General features: G+C 61.6%; 15 protein-coding genes. 10 read left to right on the forward strand and 5 right to left on the reverse strand.

Annotated elements, in window-relative coordinates; translation table 11 throughout:
- Positions 1-45: 45 nt before the first annotated feature.
- The 5 genes from J4721_RS18490 to tldD form a co-directional block, all read right to left on the reverse strand.
- Complete coding sequence (locus tag J4721_RS18490; RefSeq protein WP_061049383.1) at positions 46-675, reverse strand: 3-oxoacid CoA-transferase subunit B; 630 nt, start codon at positions 673-675, stop codon at positions 46-48.
- Positions 676-687: 12 nt separating this feature from the next.
- Entirely contained in the window at positions 688-1,407 is a 720-nt protein-coding gene (locus tag J4721_RS18495; protein WP_076619155.1) for a CoA transferase subunit A, read from the reverse strand.
- Positions 1,408-1,699: 292 nt separating this feature from the next.
- The gene (topA, locus tag J4721_RS18500) at positions 1,700-4,387 is read right to left on the reverse strand and encodes a type I DNA topoisomerase (RefSeq protein WP_076619156.1); all 2,688 of its coding nucleotides are present in this window, start codon (positions 4,385-4,387) and stop codon (positions 1,700-1,702) included.
- 113 nt (positions 4,388-4,500) lie between these two features.
- A complete protein-coding gene (dprA, locus tag J4721_RS18505) occupies positions 4,501-5,739 on the reverse strand; it encodes a DNA-processing protein DprA (protein WP_211003430.1) in 1,239 nt (412 codons plus the stop codon).
- A gap of 319 nt (positions 5,740-6,058) precedes the next feature.
- Complete coding sequence (gene tldD, locus J4721_RS18510) at positions 6,059-7,480, reverse strand: metalloprotease TldD (RefSeq protein WP_211003429.1); 1,422 nt, start codon at positions 7,478-7,480, stop codon at positions 6,059-6,061.
- 199 nt (positions 7,481-7,679) lie between these two features.
- Between tldD and coxB the strand changes: the two genes are divergently transcribed.
- The 10 genes from coxB to J4721_RS18560 all read left to right on the forward strand — a co-directional run bounded on the left by coxB (position 7,680) and on the right by J4721_RS18560 (position 16,714).
- The gene (gene coxB, locus J4721_RS18515; RefSeq protein WP_014873722.1) at positions 7,680-8,519 is read left to right on the forward strand and encodes a cytochrome c oxidase subunit II; all 840 of its coding nucleotides are present in this window, start codon (positions 7,680-7,682) and stop codon (positions 8,517-8,519) included.
- Between the two features lie 122 nt (positions 8,520-8,641).
- Positions 8,642-9,583 carry a heme o synthase gene (gene cyoE, locus J4721_RS18520; protein ID WP_102915465.1) on the forward strand — a complete coding sequence of 314 codons (942 nt, stop codon included), beginning with the start codon at positions 8,642-8,644 and terminating at the stop codon, positions 9,581-9,583.
- A gap of 1 nt (position 9,584) precedes the next feature.
- Positions 9,585-9,764: a hypothetical protein gene (locus J4721_RS18525; protein ID WP_014873724.1), complete on the forward strand. Its 180-nt coding sequence runs from the start codon at positions 9,585-9,587 to the stop codon at positions 9,762-9,764.
- On the forward strand, positions 9,764-10,351 hold the full coding sequence (locus J4721_RS18530; RefSeq protein ID WP_014873725.1) for a cytochrome c oxidase assembly protein: 588 nt from the start codon (positions 9,764-9,766) through the stop codon (positions 10,349-10,351). The genes J4721_RS18525 and J4721_RS18530 overlap by 1 nt, the downstream gene beginning before the upstream one ends.
- A gap of 24 nt (positions 10,352-10,375) precedes the next feature.
- A complete protein-coding gene (locus J4721_RS18535; protein WP_014873726.1) occupies positions 10,376-11,191 on the forward strand; it encodes a cytochrome c oxidase subunit 3 in 816 nt (271 codons plus the stop codon).
- Positions 11,192-11,309: 118 nt separating this feature from the next.
- Positions 11,310-11,984: an SURF1 family protein gene (locus tag J4721_RS18540; RefSeq protein WP_102855792.1), complete on the forward strand. Its 675-nt coding sequence runs from the start codon at positions 11,310-11,312 to the stop codon at positions 11,982-11,984.
- 4 nt (positions 11,985-11,988) lie between these two features.
- The gene (gene thrC / locus J4721_RS18545) at positions 11,989-13,377 is read left to right on the forward strand and encodes a threonine synthase (protein ID WP_027247920.1); all 1,389 of its coding nucleotides are present in this window, start codon (positions 11,989-11,991) and stop codon (positions 13,375-13,377) included.
- A complete protein-coding gene (locus tag J4721_RS18550) occupies positions 13,374-14,636 on the forward strand; it encodes a pitrilysin family protein (RefSeq protein ID WP_211003407.1) in 1,263 nt (420 codons plus the stop codon). Before thrC ends, J4721_RS18550 begins: the two co-directional genes overlap by 4 nt.
- Entirely contained in the window at positions 14,636-15,226 is a 591-nt protein-coding gene (locus J4721_RS18555) for a GNAT family N-acetyltransferase (protein WP_014873730.1), read from the forward strand. Before J4721_RS18550 ends, J4721_RS18555 begins: the two co-directional genes overlap by 1 nt.
- A gap of 63 nt (positions 15,227-15,289) precedes the next feature.
- Positions 15,290-16,714 carry an FAD-binding oxidoreductase gene (locus tag J4721_RS18560; RefSeq protein ID WP_211003408.1) on the forward strand — a complete coding sequence of 475 codons (1,425 nt, stop codon included), beginning with the start codon at positions 15,290-15,292 and terminating at the stop codon, positions 16,712-16,714.
- Positions 16,715-16,723 lie beyond the last annotated feature (9 nt).

Raw genomic sequence — 16,723 nt, forward strand, 5'->3', positions numbered from 1 at the left:
AGATTATCTGGCGGGCCGTTTCAATTATGCGGTGCCTTACGGCGATCAGTTGACGATGGTCGCTTGTGTTGCCGCGCGCAGCTCATCCTCGCTGACGCCCTCGGCGGTCTCGACGATTTTCAGACCGCCTTCGACCACATCCAGCACGCCAAGATTGGTGATGATGCGATCCACAACGCCCTTGCCGGTCAGCGGCAGGGTGCAGTCTTTCAGCACCTTGCTGTCGCCGTGCTTGTTGGTGTGGTCCATGACCACAACCACACGTCCGACGCCCGCGACCAGATCCATCGCGCCACCCATGCCCTTCACCAGCTTGCCGGGGATCATCCAGTTTGCCAGATCACCGTTTTCGGCCACTTCCATCGCGCCGAGGATCGCCATGGCGATCTTGCCACCGCGGATCATCGCGAAGGACTGCGCGCTGTCGAAATAGGCGGTCTGCGGCAGTTCGGTGATGGTCTGCTTGCCGGCGTTGATCAGGTCTGCATCCTCCTCGCCCTCAATCGGGAAGGGGCCCATGCCCAGCATGCCGTTCTCCGATTGCAGCGTCACGTTGACGCCTTCGGGGATGTGGTTGCTGACCAGCGTCGGAATGCCGATGCCGAGGTTCACATACCAGCCGTCCTGCAGTTCCTGTGCCGCGCGGGCGGCCATTTGATTGCGGTCCCATGCCATGTCGCGGTCTCCTTACTGTGCTGCGGGGCGCGTGGTGCGCTGTTCGATGCGTTTCTCGTGATCGCCTTGAATGATGCGATGCACATAGATGCCGGGCAGGTGGATCGCATCTGGATCGAGGCTGCCGACGGGGACGATTTCCTCAACTTCCGCAACGCAGATCTTGCCGCAGGTGGCGGCAGGCACGTTGAAATTGCGGGCGGTTTTGCGGAACACCAGATTGCCGGTCTCGTCCGCTTTCCAGGCCTTCACAATGGCAAGATCGGCAAAGATGCCCTCTTCCATGATGTAGTCTTCCATGGCGCCATCGGTCCCGGTGGGGAATTGCTTCTCCATCTTGCCCTCGGCAATCACGGTGCCGACGCCGGTCTTGGTGAAGAAGCCGGGAATACCTGCGCCACCGGCGCGCATACGCTCGGCCAATGTGCCTTGTGGGTTGAATTCCAGCTCCAGCTCACCGGACAGATACTGGCGCATGAACTCGGCGTTTTCCCCCACATAGGAGGAGATCATTTTCTTCACCTGCTTGGTCTGCAGCAGAATGCCGATACCGAAGTCATCGACGCCCGCGTTGTTGGAGGCAAAGGTGAGATCCTTGGTGCCTGCGTCCTTGATTGCGTCAAGCAGCAGTTCCGGAATACCGCAGAGCCCGAACCCGCCTGCGGCGATGAACATGCCATCGTGCAGCACACCGTCCAGCGCTTCGGCAGCGTTGGAATAAACCTTTTTCATATCCATCTCCCATGATCATCAGCCAGGTTGGCAAAGTTCTGACGCCCGCCGGGGGCAGAGTCAACGATACGGAGAAAGACAGGTATTTCTACGGACGGGAGCGCAGGGTGACGGATGGGGCGGCGCAGCGCGCCGCGTCAGCGGCGCCATGCCCAACGGGTCGAGGTCCCGTCGCCAGACGGGGGCTGACCGGGCGGGAGTGCTTTGTTCAGGGGCGGAGTCAGAAGGCCCGGCGCGACGGTCACGGGTGTCAGATCAATACCGTCGCGACAGGTTTTAAGGCTGCAAGCGGTCACCCCTCGTCGCTGCTGGTCTCCGCTTTCTTTTTGGCGGCGGGTTTCTTCGCTGCCGTCTTTTTCGCCGTGGTCTTTTTAGCGGCAGCTTTCTTTGCCGGGGCCTTCTTCTTGGCACCGGATTTGCCGGCCTTCTCGGTGATCAGCTGCACGGCCATCTCGACTGTGACATCCTTCGGCTCGACATCCTTGGGCAGGGTGGCGTTCACCTTCTCCCATTTGACATAAGGCCCGTAGCGCCCGTCCATGATGCTGATGGCACCGCCACTCTCGGGGTGATCACCCAGCTCTTTCAGCGCCTTGGCAGCGGCGCGACGTCCGCGGCCGGGGTTTGCGCGTTTCTCTGCCAGCATTTCGACCGCGCGGTTCATGCCAATCTCAAAGACGTCGAGCGTTTCCTTGAGGTTTACGTAAACCGGCTTTTCCTCGTCAGGCTTCTGATGCGCGATATAGGGGCCGAACCGACCGAGGTTGGCCTGGATCGCGCCGCCCTCAGGGTGCTGGCCGATCTCGCGGGGCAGGGTCAGCAGGGTGACGGCCTGTTCCAGGGTGACCTCATTCGGGCCCCAGCCCGGCAGGAAATCCTTGCCTTGTTTGGGCAGCGAGGAGCGCGGCGGTTTCTTGTTCTCGGGCGTGGCTTCACCGCGCTGCACATAGGGGCCGAAACGGCCGGATTTCAGGTGAATCTCATCGCCGTCATCCTCGCCCAGAATACGCTCATACCCTTCGGCGCCCTCCCCGGAGATCGGGCGGGTGTAGTTGCATTCGGGGTAGTTGCCGCAGCCGACAAACCCGCCGGTGCGCGAGGTTTTCAGATGCAGCTGACCAGCGCCGCATTTGGGGCAGACGCGGGGGTCAACGCCATCTTCGCGCGGCGGATAAAGTTGCGGGGCCAGCGCGTCATCCAGCACATCCAGTACTTCGGTGATGCGCAGATCGGAGGTCTCCGAGATCGCGGCGGAGAAATCGCGCCAGAACCGGCTCAACAGATCCTTGTAGTCGCGATCACCTGCGCTGACGTCGTCCAGTTCACCTTCCAGATTGGCGGTAAATTCATACCCCACATAGGTGCGAAAGAAGTTCAGCAGGAAGATGGTGACGATCCGGCCCTTGTCCTCAGGGAACAGGCGATTCTTGTCCTTGCGGACATATTCGCGGTCCTGGATCGTGGTGATCACAGAGGCATAGGTGGAGGGGCGGCCGATGCCCAGCTCTTCCATGCGTTTGACCAATGTCGCTTCGGTAAAGCGGGGGGGCGGTTGGGTGTGGTGCTGCAGGCCCAAAACCGCCTTGTCATCTGACAGGATGGCGCCGCCAGTGTCGGCTTTCTCCGCCTGCGCCGCCAGTGACGCTGCGAATTTCAGCGACTCGCCCTGCATGATCTGCGGCAGGCGCTTGTCGTCATCGTCGACAACATCATCGCGGCCTTCTTCGTAGACACGCAGGAAGCCGTCGAACAACATCACCTGACCCGTGGCGCGCAGCACCACCTGGCCGTCGTTTGAGCCGATATCAACCGTGGTCCGCTCCAAACGGGCGCCTTCCATCTGGCAGGCCAGGGTGCGTTTCCAGATCAGATCATAAAGTTTGCGCTGATCGTCTTCGGAGACTTTCAGGCTTTTGGCATCGCGTCCCATTTCGGTGGGGCGGATACATTCATGCGCCTCTTGCGCATTCTTGGCCTTGTTCTTGTAGATCCGGGGCGATCCCGGCACGTATTCGGCACCGTAGCGATTGGCGATTTCGGCGCGGGCTTCCTGCACGGCCTCTGGCGCCATGTCGATGCCGTCGGTCCGCATATAGGTGATGTAGCCAGCCTCATAGAGCCGCTGTGCGGCGTTCATACACTGCTTCGCGCCCATGCCGAATTTGCGGCTGGCTTCCTGCTGCAGGGTTGAGGTCATGAAGGGCGCTGATGGATTGCGTGAGGCGGGTTTTGCCTCGACCGACTGCACGGTCAGGGTCCGGCTGGCAACGGCCTGCACTGCCAACTCGGCTGCCGTGGAATTGGCCAGCGCGTATTTGTCCAGCTTGTCACCGCCCAGAACCGTCAGACGGGCCTCGAATTCCTGTCCGCGCGGTGTCGCGAGGCTTGCCTTGACGGACCAGTATTCCTGCGGTTTGAAGGCCTCGATTTCCATCTCACGCTCAACAATCAGGCGCAGGCAGACCGATTGCACGCGACCGGCAGATCGCGCGCCGGGCAGTTTGCGCCAGAGCACGGGTGAGAGGTTGAAGCCGACCAGATAGTCCAGCGCGCGGCGGGCCAGGTAGGCCTCCACCAGCGGCAGGTCAACCTGGCGCGGGTTTTTCATCGCCTCGGTGACGGCCTCCTTGGTGATCGCATTGAAGGTCACGCGGGAGACGGCGGTGTCCTTCTTGATTGAGCGGCGCTTGGTCAGCGCCTCCTGCAGGTGCCAGCTGATCGCCTCGCCTTCGCGATCGGGGTCAGTCGCGAGGATCAGTGCATTGTCGTCTTTCAGGGCATCGGCGATGGCCTTGACGTGTTTGCGGCTGTCGGCGCCGACTTCCCAGGTCATTGCAAAATCATCGTCGGGTTCAACGGATCCGTTCTTGGCAGGCAGGTCGCGCACGTGTCCGTAAGAAGCCAGAACTGTGTAGTCTGAGCCAAGATATTTGTTGATTGTCTTGGCTTTAGCTGGGGATTCTACAACAACAACGGGCATAAATTCGTAAACCTCTGTGGGACGGGCTGCGGGCGTTCTATGGCGGGGCAACATGTGGGGTGCAAGGGGAGATTGTCAATCCGGCTTCGAATGACGAGGCGCTGTGGCGTCAATCAGCGTTGGGATTTGGGCCCAGCTGCGCCCTTTGGGTCCGGATCGAAATCCCCCCGGATCAAGAGGCCACCTGCCGCGCGGGCGACTGCGCCGGAGAGTTCCAGATCGGTGAGCGCCGGTGCCAGATCGCGAGAGGGGATGGCCAGATCGCGGACCAGCTGATCCTCCGCCGTGGGGGCAGGGCCGAGCCGGTCGAGGATCAGCTGGTGCAGTGCTGCAGTGTCGCTCAGACTGCGCTGCTCCTTCGGTGGTGGCGGCAGTTCGGTGAGGCGGGCGCTGGCTGCGGCCTCCGGCGGTGGCACCGGGCGGTCGGAGAGTTCGGCCACCACGCGGTGCGACAGGTCCATCGGTGGCAACGCCTCAATCACGTCCTGCGCGTTGCGCACCAACTGGGCACCGTCGCGGACCAGCATATTGCAGCCCGCAGCACGGGCATCAAACGGGTGGCCGGGCACCGCCAGCACATCGCGACCCAGATCCAGCGCGTCGCGCGCGGTGATCAGCGAGCCGGATTTCGCGGCGCCTTCCACGACCACCACAGCCTGAGCAGCGCCGGCGATGATGCGGTTGCGGGCCGGAAAATGCCGCGCACGGGGGGACATGCCCATAGGGTGTTCGGAGATCATCACGCCCTGTTCGGCGATATCCCCGGCCAGCCGGGTGTTTTCGGTTGGGTAGACCACATCGACACCGCCGGCCATCACGGCACAGGTGCCGGTGCGCAGGGCGGCCATATGGGCGGCGGTGTCAATGCCGCGCGCCAGTCCTGAGATGATGCAGTACCCGGCCTCTCCCAGTTCCCGAGCCAAAGCGCGGGCCATGCGAACGCCAAGCGAGGACGCATTGCGGGCGCCGACAATGGCGATGGTGGGTTGGTTGAGATGCGCGGGATCACCTACCGCCCACAGCAGGGGCGGGGCGTCGCGCAGCACGGCCAGATGAGACGGGTAGTCGGCCTCACCAAAGCACAAAAGCCGCGCATTGGCGGCTTCTGCGGCCTTGATTTCGGCCAGTGCCGCATCGGCAGAGCATATTTCATACCCTTTAATGCCAGCGGCGCGCGCCATTTCAGGCAACGCGGATAGCGCGTTCTGCGCTGATCCATATTTCGCGAGGAGACGGTGAAACGTCACCGCGCCAACACGTCTTGAGCGCAAAAGACGGAGCCAGGAAATCCGAATATCTTCCGTGGTGGGTGGGAGTGGGGGGTGAGTGGAAGAATGTGCTTCTTCGGTCATCCTGCGCTCCGCCTTGTTGCAAGACTATGATTAGCTCTTGAGTGGTTAACAGGTGATGAACGTGGAGAATTAAAGGAAATATTTTAACAAACTCAATTCTAACTCATTCTGTCATAAGCGAAAAATCGCCTCCACTAAAGCGCGCGGCCAAAACTGCGCCACGCGCCCTGTCGTCTTGTGAGGGGTAGATACCGTCAAAACATCGAAAAATGCCGCCGAGTCGACAGTTTAGCGACACGGCGGCGATTCTTGTGGCGCGTCAGGCTGCGAGTCAGGCGAGTGGTCTGGCGATGATACCGCTGGCCTCTCTCGCACAGGGTTAGGTGGCGGAGCCTCCAACCGTGAGCCCGCCCATCAGGACCGTGGGCTGGCCAACGCCAACCGGCACCCATTGGCCCTGTTTGCCGCAATTGCCCATGCCGGGGTCCAGCGCCATGTCATTGCCAAGCGCGCGGATCTTGTTCAGCGCGGTGGCGCCATCGCCAATCAACGTGGCTCCTTTGACCGGCGCGCCGACCTTACCATCCTTCACCCGATAAGCCTCGGTGCAGGAGAACACAAATTTGCCGTTGGTAATGTCGACCTGACCACCGCCAAAGCCGACAGCCCAGATGCCATCCTTGATGGAGGCGACCAGATCGTCGGGGTTGGCATCGCCACCCAGCATATAGGTGTTGGTCATCCGTGGCATTGGCGCGTGGGCGTAGCTTTGGCGACGTCCGTTGCCGGTGCTCTCCACGCCCATAAGGCGCGCGTTCTGGCGGTCCTGCATGAAACCCACCAGCTTGCCATCCTCAATCAGGGTGGTTTTCTGGCTTGGGGTGCCTTCGTCGTCCACGGTGATGGAGCCGCGCCGGTCGGCAAGAGTGCCGTCATCCAGCACCGTTACCCCCTTGGCGGCGATCTGCTGGCCCATGAGGCCTGCGAAGGCGGACGACCCCTTGCGGTTAAAATCGCCTTCCAGCCCATGGCCGATGGCCTCATGCAGGAGAATACCGGGCCAGCCGGGGCCAAGCACCACGTCCATTTCACCGGCGGGGGCAGGGACGGCCTCCAAGTTGACGCAGGCGACGCGCAGCGCTTCGCGGACCTTGTTCTGCCAATCGGCGGGATCCACCAGACCGTCCAACCCCACGCGCCCGCCGCCGCCGGCAGAGCCGCTCTCGCGTCGGCCGTCCTGTTCGACAATCACGGAGACATTGAGCCGGGTCATCGGGCGCACATCGCGGACGCGGGTGCCATCGGCGCGCAGGATCTCCACCTCCTGAAGCGACGCCGCCAGCATCGCGGAGACCTGCACCACCCGTGGGTCCTGGGCGCGGGCAAAGGCGTCGATCTCGCGCAGGGTCTCCACCTTCACGGCAAAGGGCATCGCGCCAATGGGATCGTCGTCGGTATAGAGGCGGGTGTTGGTGCGGGGCGGTGGCGGGGCCATGGTGCCACCGCCATCACCCACCGCCAAACGCGCGGTTTCAGCAGCACGCCTTAGCCCGGCGATAGAGACGTCGGTGGAATGGGCATAGCCAGCCACCTCGCCGTTGACCGCACGCAGGCCAAATCCTTCGGCGGCGTCATAGCTGGCGTTGCGCAGGCGGCCATCATCAAAAACCAGCGCCTCCGACTTGCGCCGCTCGACAAAGATCTCCCCATCATCGGCCCCCGCAAGGGCCGAACGCAGGACCCCCAGGGCCTCGTCCTCGGGCAGGGTGGTTTCAAACGGGCGGAAGGCTGCGGTATCCATGGTTTGACCTCGGTTTTTTTGATCTAAATCAAGAAAGCGACGCTTTGACGCGAGCATTCCTCTTTAACTGCACGATGGAATATGATTTTTAGCAGCGTCAAAGACAACGGGTCCGGCGCGTTTTGTGGAATCAAAGTTCCGACATAGGACGTCGGCGCAGGAACAATTCGATCAACCGATCAACTGATCAGGACATGACATGAAGAACGCTTTGATGCTTTCAGGCCTTTTCTCGGGCCTCTCGAGCCTTCCAGCTATGGCGCAAGAAGGTCTAGAAACCATTGGCAAGCCGGTTGACGGCGGCCTTGGCTTTCAGCCGGCAGCGACCGAGCTTGCCGAAGGCATCCATTCTCTGGACTACATGATTCTGGTGATCATCACCGCTGTCTGTGTATTTGTCGGGGGGCTGCTGCTCTATGCAATCGTGCGGTTTAACCGTCGCGCCAACCCCAATGCGTCACAGTTCACCCACAACACGCCGATTGAAATCGCATGGACCGTTGTGCCGATCCTGATCCTGGTCTTCATCGGGTCCTTCTCGCTGCCGGAGCTGTTCCGTCAGCAGGAAATCCCCGAGGGCGACATCACCATCAAGGTGACCGGCTACCAGTGGTACTGGGGTTATGAATATGTCGATCACGAATTCGGCTTTGAAAGCTTCATGCTGGCCAAGGAAGATCTGGCTGACAACGGCTATGCCGAAGACGAATATCTGCTGGCCACCGACACTGCCGTCGTTGTGCCCGTCGGCAAGACAGTCGTGATGCAGGTGACCGGTGCGGACGTGATCCACTCCTGGACCATCCCGGCGTTCGGCGTGAAACAGGATGCGGTTCCCGGCCGTCTGGCGGAGCTGTGGTTCAAGGCTGACAAGGAAGGCATCTACTTCGGTCAGTGTTCCGAACTCTGCGGCAAAGACCACGCCTACATGCCGATCACCGTAAAAGTGGTGAGCCAAGAGGCCTATGATGCCTGGCTGGAAGGCGCGATCGAAGAATACGCCGGTCTGCCCCAGTCTTATCAGGTCGCCTCCAACTGAGCGATACGATTGGCGCTTGCCTCCCGGCGGGTGCCACCTAGCTATCACGTGAAAACGGATCGGGCCGCGCAGTCGCTGCGCGCCCGCTTTCGCTAAGACAGATCACGACAAAAGAGAGCACAATGACTGACGCAAGCATCAACGCCAGCACCGTCCAAGAAGGGGACGCGGAGTTCGGGGATTACTTTGCCCTGCTCAAACCGCGCGTGATGTCCCTTGTGGTGTTCACGGCGCTGGTTGGTCTTCTGGCCGCGCCGGTTGGCGTGCACCCTGTCATCGGTTTCAGCGCCATCCTGTTCATTGCCATCGGTGGCGGTGCCTCCGGCGCGCTGAACATGTGGTGGGATGCGGATATCGATCAGGTGATGAAACGCACGAAGAGCCGTCCGATCCCTGCAGGCAAGGTCGAACCGGGCGAGGCGCTGTCGCTGGGGCTGGCGCTGTCGGGCCTGTCGGTGATCATGCTGGCGCTGGCGACCAATGTGTTTGCCGGGGCGTTTCTGGCCTTCACCATCTTTTTCTATGTGGTGATCTACACCATGTGGCTGAAACGCGCGACGCCGCAGAACATCGTCATTGGCGGTGCCGCAGGTGCCTTCCCGCCGGTGATCGGCTGGATTGCGGCGACCGGCTCCATGGCGGTTGAACCCTGGCTGATGTTTGCCCTGACGTTTATGTGGACACCGCCGCATTTCTGGGCGCTGGCGCTGTTCATGCGCTCGGATTACGACGACGCGGGCGTGCCGATGCTGACCGTGACCCATGGTCGCCGGTCGACCCGTAAACATATTCTGATCTACACCGCCCTGCTGGCGCTGCTGGCGGTTGGTACCGCGTTCTCCGGCGTGGGTGGTCCGATCTATCTGGTGGTGGCGCTGGTGCTGAACGCGCTGTTCTTACATGGCGCGTGGAAGATTTCGCGCCGCGACGAAGACGACAGCGAGGCCGACAACTTCAAGGTTGAGCGCAGTTTCTTCAAGCTGTCGCTGCTGTATCTCTTCCTGCATTTTGGCGCGATCCTGGCCGAGGCGGTTCTGAAACCCTACGGATTGGGAGGCTGGTAATATGAGCCTGCGCAAAGAACATGAGCTGCACCAGAGACGGAAGGGACGCAATATCGGCGTCGGCGTTCTGCTGGGGTCTTTTGTGGTGCTGGTGCTGGCGCTGACCATCGTCAAGGTCACATCGGCGGGGTTCAAATTCCCGAACACCTCCGCCGCAGAGCAGAGTGAGGGGCAGGGCTGATGGCATTGCAGGGACCACAGAAAACCGTCGTACAGCTGGTTGGTGTTGTTGTCCTGATGGGCGGCCTCGCCTGGGCATCGGTGCCGTTCTATGACTGGTTCTGCCGAGTGACCGGCTTTGGCGGCGTGACGGGCGTTGCCGAACAGGGGTCGGATACCGTTCTGGATCAGACCATCACCGTACGCTTTGACGCCTCCAAGGAGCGCGATATGCCGTGGCAATTTACCCCGGTTGAGCGTGAGATGGAGATCAAGATCGGGGAAACCGGGCTGGCCTTCTACGAGGCCTACAACCCGACCGACCGCCCCGTTGCCGGACAGGCGTCCTATAACGTGACGCCCTATTCGGCCGGCGCCTTCTTCGAGAAGATCGCCTGTTTCTGCTTTGAGGAGCAGGTGCTGCAACCGGGGGAACGGGTGGAAATGCCTGTGACCTTCTTTGTCGATCCAGAAATTGTCGAGGATCGGGACGGAAAATACGTGCATACGATCACGCTGTCGTACACATTCTACGAAATCGATCTGCCAGAAGGGTATGCCGCCCTTGAAACCGGTGATACAGCCGGGGCAGGCACAAACACGAACTAGGCCGCTTTGGTGAGGGACACTTAAATGGCGCACGCTAAAAATCACGACTATCATATTCTTCCGCCGTCGATCTGGCCGCTGCTCAGCTCGCTCGGTACCTTCATCATGTTGTTTGGCGCGGTTCTGTGGATGCATGGCATTACTGCCTATGCGTTCTGGGGCGGCTTCATCATGGTGGTCTACAGCGCCTATGCCTGGTGGGCTGAGGTCGTTGCCGAGGCACGTCAGGGCGATCACACCCCGGTGGTTCGCATTGGTCTGCGCTACGGGTTCATCCTTTTCGTGATGTCCGAAGTGATGTTCTTCTTCGCCTGGTTCTGGTCGTTCTTCAAACACGCGATCTACCCGATGGAGACCTATATCGGCACCGAATATGTGGCACCGAGCATCTATCCGGTCGATGCCTTCCACCTGCCGCTGATCAACACGCTGGTGCTTCTGCTGTCGGGCTGTGCTGTCACCTGGGCGCACCACGCGCTGGTACACAACAATGACCGCAAGGCGCTGATCCAAGGCCTGTCCATTGGTATCGTGCTGGGTGTCTTCTTCACCTTCCTGCAGGGTTATGAATACGTTCACCTGCTGCACGAAGGCTGGGAATTCGGCGGCGATGAGTTCTACTCGAACTTCTTCATGGCCACCGGCTTCCACGGTTTCCACGTGATCATCGGAACCATCTTCCTGACCGTCTGCCTGATCCGCGCGATGAAGGGGGATTTCACCCCCGAGCAGCACGTCGGTTTCGAGGCAGCCGCCTGGTACTGGCACTTCGTTGACGTGGTCTGGCTGTTCCTCTTTGTGGCGGTTTACGTCTGGGGCACCGCAGGTCTGGCGCACTAAGGCGCACCCGAATTGTAACGGGTACAGGTTTGTGGTTTCGAATCCCGACCTGACACCGTAAGACATGCAGCGCGCGGCGCCAAGCGCCGCGCGCTTTCTCATTCGCAAGGACAGCGTGATGCGACGGTTGATCTTTCTATCCCTTGTTGGCGGTCTGGGCCTTGCGGCACTGATGGCGCTGGGGATCTGGCAGATCCAGAGACTGGCCTGGAAAGAAGACCTGCTGCGCACCATCGAGGCCCGGATTGCGGCGGCCCCGGTTGCCCTACCCGAGGCCCCGACGCAGGCGCAGGACCGCTACCGCGCGGTGTCTGTCACCGGCGAGGTTGAAGCGGCGGAACTGCATGTGTTCTGGGTCACCAAGACGGCTGAGACCGGATATCGCATCATCGCACCCTTGCTGACCGAGGATGGCCGCCGGGTGCTGTTGGACCGTGGTTTTGTTCCCGCCGCCGCCAAGCACGGCGATCGCGCCACCGGCGCCACTTCGATCACCGGTAATCTCCTGTGGCCGGATGAGGGCGACTGGAGCACCCCGCCGCCCGAGGTCGATACCAATATCCTTTATGCCCGCGATGTCGCCTATATGGCCGAACGTCTGGGTACTGAGCCGGTGCTGGTCGTGGCCCGCAGTGCCTCTGGTGACGCGGATGTGACGCCGCAGCCGGTGACTACGGCAGGTATCCAGAACAATCACTTGCAATACGCGATCACCTGGTTTTCGCTGGCCTTGATCTGGGCCGCCATGACCACCTATTTCCTGTGGCGCTCGCGCCCAAAATCCGAAGGCTGAAGCGATGAAATATATCTCGACCCGGGGCCAGGCGCCCGAGCTGACCTTTGAAGATGCTATGCTGACCGGGCTTGCCCGTGACGGCGGGCTTTATGTTCCGGCCGAAATCCCGACCATGTCCAAGGATGAGATCGCGGCCCTTGCGGGGCTCTCCTATGAGGAGGTCGCGTTTCGCGTGATGCGCCCGTTCCTTGGCGATTGCTTCACGGACGAGGAATTCCGCGGCATCATCGCCCGCGCCTATGACGGCTTTGGCCATGCCGCCCGTGCGCCGCTGGTGCAGCTTGCCCCCAATCATTTCCTGCTGGAGCTGTTTCACGGCCCAACACTGGCGTTCAAAGATTTTGCCATGCAGCTGATCGGCCAGCTGTTTGAAACCGCGTTGAAGCGGCGCGGCGAAAGCGTGACCATCGTCGGCGCCACCTCCGGCGATACCGGGTCGGCGGCCATTCAGGCCTTTGGTGGCTTGGATGCGGTCAATGTCTTTATCCTCTATCCGCATGGCCGGGTGTCCGAGGTGCAGCGCCGCCAGATGACCACGCCCACCGATGCCAATGTGCATGCGCTTGCCGTGGATGGTGATTTTGACGATTGCCAGGCCGCGCTGAAGGATATGTTCAACGACTTCGACTTCCGGGATGAGGTCAGATTGGCCGGCGTGAACTCGATCAACTTTGCCCGCGTGCTGGCACAGGTGGTCTATTACTTCACCTCCGCCGTGTCGCTGGGCGCACCAGAGCGCAAGGTGAGCTTCACCGTGCCGACCGGCAATTTCGGCGACATCTTCGCAGGTTTCATCGCCAAGCAAATGGGCCTGCCGATTGACCAGCTGGTGGTGGCCACCAATCAGAACGACATTCTGCACCGCTGCCTGAGCGGGCAGGGCTATCACAAGGGCGAAACCATTCCGTCGATCTCCCCGTCGATGGACATTCAGGTCTCGTCTAACTTTGAACGCGCGCTGTTCTATGCCTACGGGCAGGATGGCGCGGCAGTGGCTCAGCTGATGGACGAGCTGAAAACTGGCGGTTTCGAGGTGAGCCAGGGCGCAATGCAGGCCCTGCAGGAGCATTACGTGTCTGGTCGCTGCTCGGAGGAGGAAACCTCCGCCACCATCAAATCGGAGCGCGCCGCCTCGGGTGAGCTGCTCTGCCCACATAGCGCCATCGGCGTGAAAGTTGCGAATGAACAGCGCGACGCAGCGGTCCCGATGGTGACGCTCGCCACGGCGCACCCGGCGAAATTCCCGGCGGCGGTAGAAGAGGCCAGCGGCATTCATCCGCCCCTTCCCCCGCGCATGGCAGATCTGTATGACAGATCGGAACGGGTGACACGGATCGCTAATGACCTGACCACTCTTGAGACACATATCAGAAAGCACATCGCGCATTGACAGTTCAACAACACCAACTCGCCAACGGGTTCAGGATCGTCACCGAAACCATGCCGGGGCTGCAATCTGCTGCCATCGGCGTCTGGGTGACCGCAGGCGGGCGGAACGAGCGGATCGAGCAGAACGGCATCGCTCATTTTCTTGAGCATATGGCGTTCAAAGGCACCAAGCGGCGCAGCGCGCTGGAGATTGCCGAGGCGATTGAGGATGTGGGCGGGTATATCAACGCCTACACCAGCCGCGAAGTGACCGCCTATTATGCCCGTGTGTTGCAGGAGGACGTACCCCTGGCGCTGGATGTCGTGGCCGATATCGTGCTGAACCCGGTGTTCGATCCGCGCGAGATCGAGATTGAGCGTGGGGTGATCCTGCAGGAAATCGGTCAGGCGTTGGATGCGCCAGATGATGTGATTTTCGACTGGCTACAGGAAGAAAGCTATCACGATCAGCCCATCGGGCGCACCATCCTTGGCCCCGCCGAACGTGTGCGCGCCTTTGATCGTGAAGATCTGGAGCGGTTCGTGGGTGAACATTACGGACCGGGTCAAATGATCCTTGCGGCCTCCGGTGCCGTGGATCACGACACAATCGTGAAACTGGCCGAAGAGCTGTTCGGCGGCATGGCCCCCAAGACGCTGGTTATGCCTGCGGCGGCAACCTTCACCGGTGGTGAGGCGCGGCAGGAGAAGGCGCTGGAACAGGCGCATATTGCGCTGGCGTTCGAGGGACCGGGGTATCGCGACGATGCGATCTACACCGCGCAGATTTATTCCAGCGCCTTGGGGGGCGGCATGTCGAGCCGCCTATTCCAGGAGGTGCGCGAAAAACGCGGGCTGTGCTACACCATCTTTGCCCAAACCGGAGCCTATGCTGACACCGGCACGCTGACGCTTTATGCCGGGACGTCCGGGGATCAGCTGGATGAATTGGCTGGCATCACCATCGACGAGATGAAGCGCGCCGCCAGCGATATGAGCGATGCCGAGGTGGACCGGGCGCGGGCGCAGATGAAGGCGGGGATGTTGATGGGGCTGGAAAGTCCGACCAACCGCGCCGAACGGCTGGCCCGTCTGGTGCAGATCTGGGATGAGGTGCCGCCGCTGGAGGACACGGTGGCGCGGATTGATGCGGTCACCACCGCCGATGTGCGCGCCATGGCCGAAGATATGGCCCACCGTGCCTCAATGGCCTTGGCGCTCTATGGTCCGGTGGGCGATGCCGCCCCGCTGGCCGCTCTGCAGGAGAGGCGCGCGGCCTAATGTTGCTGACCGGACGCAAGGTGCGTATCGAGACCGAACGCCTGACGCTCAGGCCGCCGATCCATGCGGATTTTCGCGACTGGGCCGCGTTGCGTCAGCACAGCCAGGGTTATCTCACCCCGTGGGAGCCCAGCTGGGCGGCGGATCATCTGAGCCGTAAGAGCTTTACCAACCGGGTTTACTGGGCGCGCCGAGCGGTCAGCTCTGGTTCGGCGCTGCCGCTGTTCCTGATCCGGCGCAGCGATCAGTTGCTGGTCGGGGCGATCACATTGGACAATATCCGCCGTGGTCCCGCGCAGGCGGGCACATTGGGGTATTGGACCGGTCAGCCCTTCGCCCGGCACGGGTTTATGCGCGAGGCGATTGGGGCGGTGGTGCATCACGCCTTCACCAAGTTGGATCTCAGCCGGATCGAGGCGGCCTGCCTGCCGGAAAACGCCGCCTCACGCGGGCTGTTGGAGAGCGCGGGCTTCAAATATGAAGGCGTGGCGCAATCCTATCTGCAAATCAACGGGCGCTGGCGCACACATGTCCTATATGCATCCTTGCGCCATGATCGGCGCGGACGCACGCAGGTCGGCCAGGCCTGACGCCCCGACGGGCGCAGTCAACGCCGGGGCCGACCCTACAGCAAGGTATTGGGAGAGATGCGCATGACCCTGAACCCCGCGGACACCAGTTTTGTCGACCATCTGCGCGCGGTGCTGCCTGCCGATACCCTGCGCCCGGCTGAGCCGCGTTATCTGGAAGAACCGCGCGGCCGCTATCAGGGGCAGGCGGGTGTCATTGCCCTGCCGCGCAGCACCGAAGAGGTTGCGACGCTTCTGCGCGCGGCCCACACCGCCCGTGTGCCGGTGGTGCCCTATGGCGGTGGCACCGGGCTTGTTGGCGGGCAGATCATGGGGGCGGCGGGGCCGGCGCCGCTGGTGATTTCGCTGGAGCGCATGACCGCCCTGCGCGGAGTTTACCCGCAGGAGAACGTTATCGCGGTTGAGGCGGGCATGATCTTGGCCGAGGTACAACGCGCCGCTACGGAAGCGGGCCGACTGTTCCCGCTGTCACTGGCCGCAGAAGGTACCGCGCGCATCGGCGGCACGCTGGCGACCAATGCCGGGGGCGTCAATGTTCTGCGCTATGGCAACGCCCGCGATCTTTGTCTGGGGCTGGAGGCCGTCCTGCCAACCGGCGAGATCTGGCATGGGCTCAGCCGCCTGCGTAAGGACAACACTGGGTATGATCTGCGAAACCTGCTGATCGGGGCGGAGGGCACGCTGGGGATTATCACGGCCGCGTCGCTGAAGCTTTCACCGATCCCGGCAGAACAGGGCACCGCGATGCTGACGGTTGCTTCTCCTGCCGCAGCAATTGATCTGCTGGCGATGGCCCGCGATCAGTTGGGCGAGACGATCAGCGCCTTTGAACTGATCCACCGTCAGGGGTTGGAGTTCCTGCGTGAAACCCTGCCAGACCTCCGACTGCCCTTTGCCGATCTGCCGGACTGGTGCGTGCTGATAGATCTTGGCCTGCCCAAGGGGCGCAGCCCCGCCGATGCGCTGGCCGCCTTGTTCGAGACGGCGCTTGATGCGGGGCTTTGTGCGGATGGTGTTATCGCCCAGTCGGAGGCGCAGCGGCAGGCGCTGTGGTCGGTGCGGGAGCACATCCCGGAAGGCAACCGCCGCATCGGCTCGGTCTCCAGTCACGATATTTCAATCCCGATTTCACGCATTCCCGATTTCATTGTCGAGGGTGGCAAGCGTCTGGCGACTTTGGGCGACATGCGGATCAATTGCTTTGGCCATCTGGGCGACGGCAATTTGCATTACAACGTCTTTCCCGGGCAGGGGAAGGACCGTAGGGCTTATGACCACCTGCGCGATGAGGTGAAACGCTGCGTGCATGATCTGACCCATGAATACGACGGCTCGGTCAGCGCCGAACATGGTGTCGGGCGGCTGAAGGTCGCCGATCTGGCGCGATACGGCGATCCTGTCAAACTGGCGGCAATGCGGGCGATCAAACAGGCGCTGGATCCGCATGGTATCATGAACCCCGGCGCCGTGGTGCCACTGGCAGACTAGGCAGCGGCG

This window comes from Phaeobacter sp. HS011 (assembly GCF_018101215.1).
GTDB classification, from domain to species: domain Bacteria; phylum Pseudomonadota; class Alphaproteobacteria; order Rhodobacterales; family Rhodobacteraceae; genus Phaeobacter; species Phaeobacter inhibens.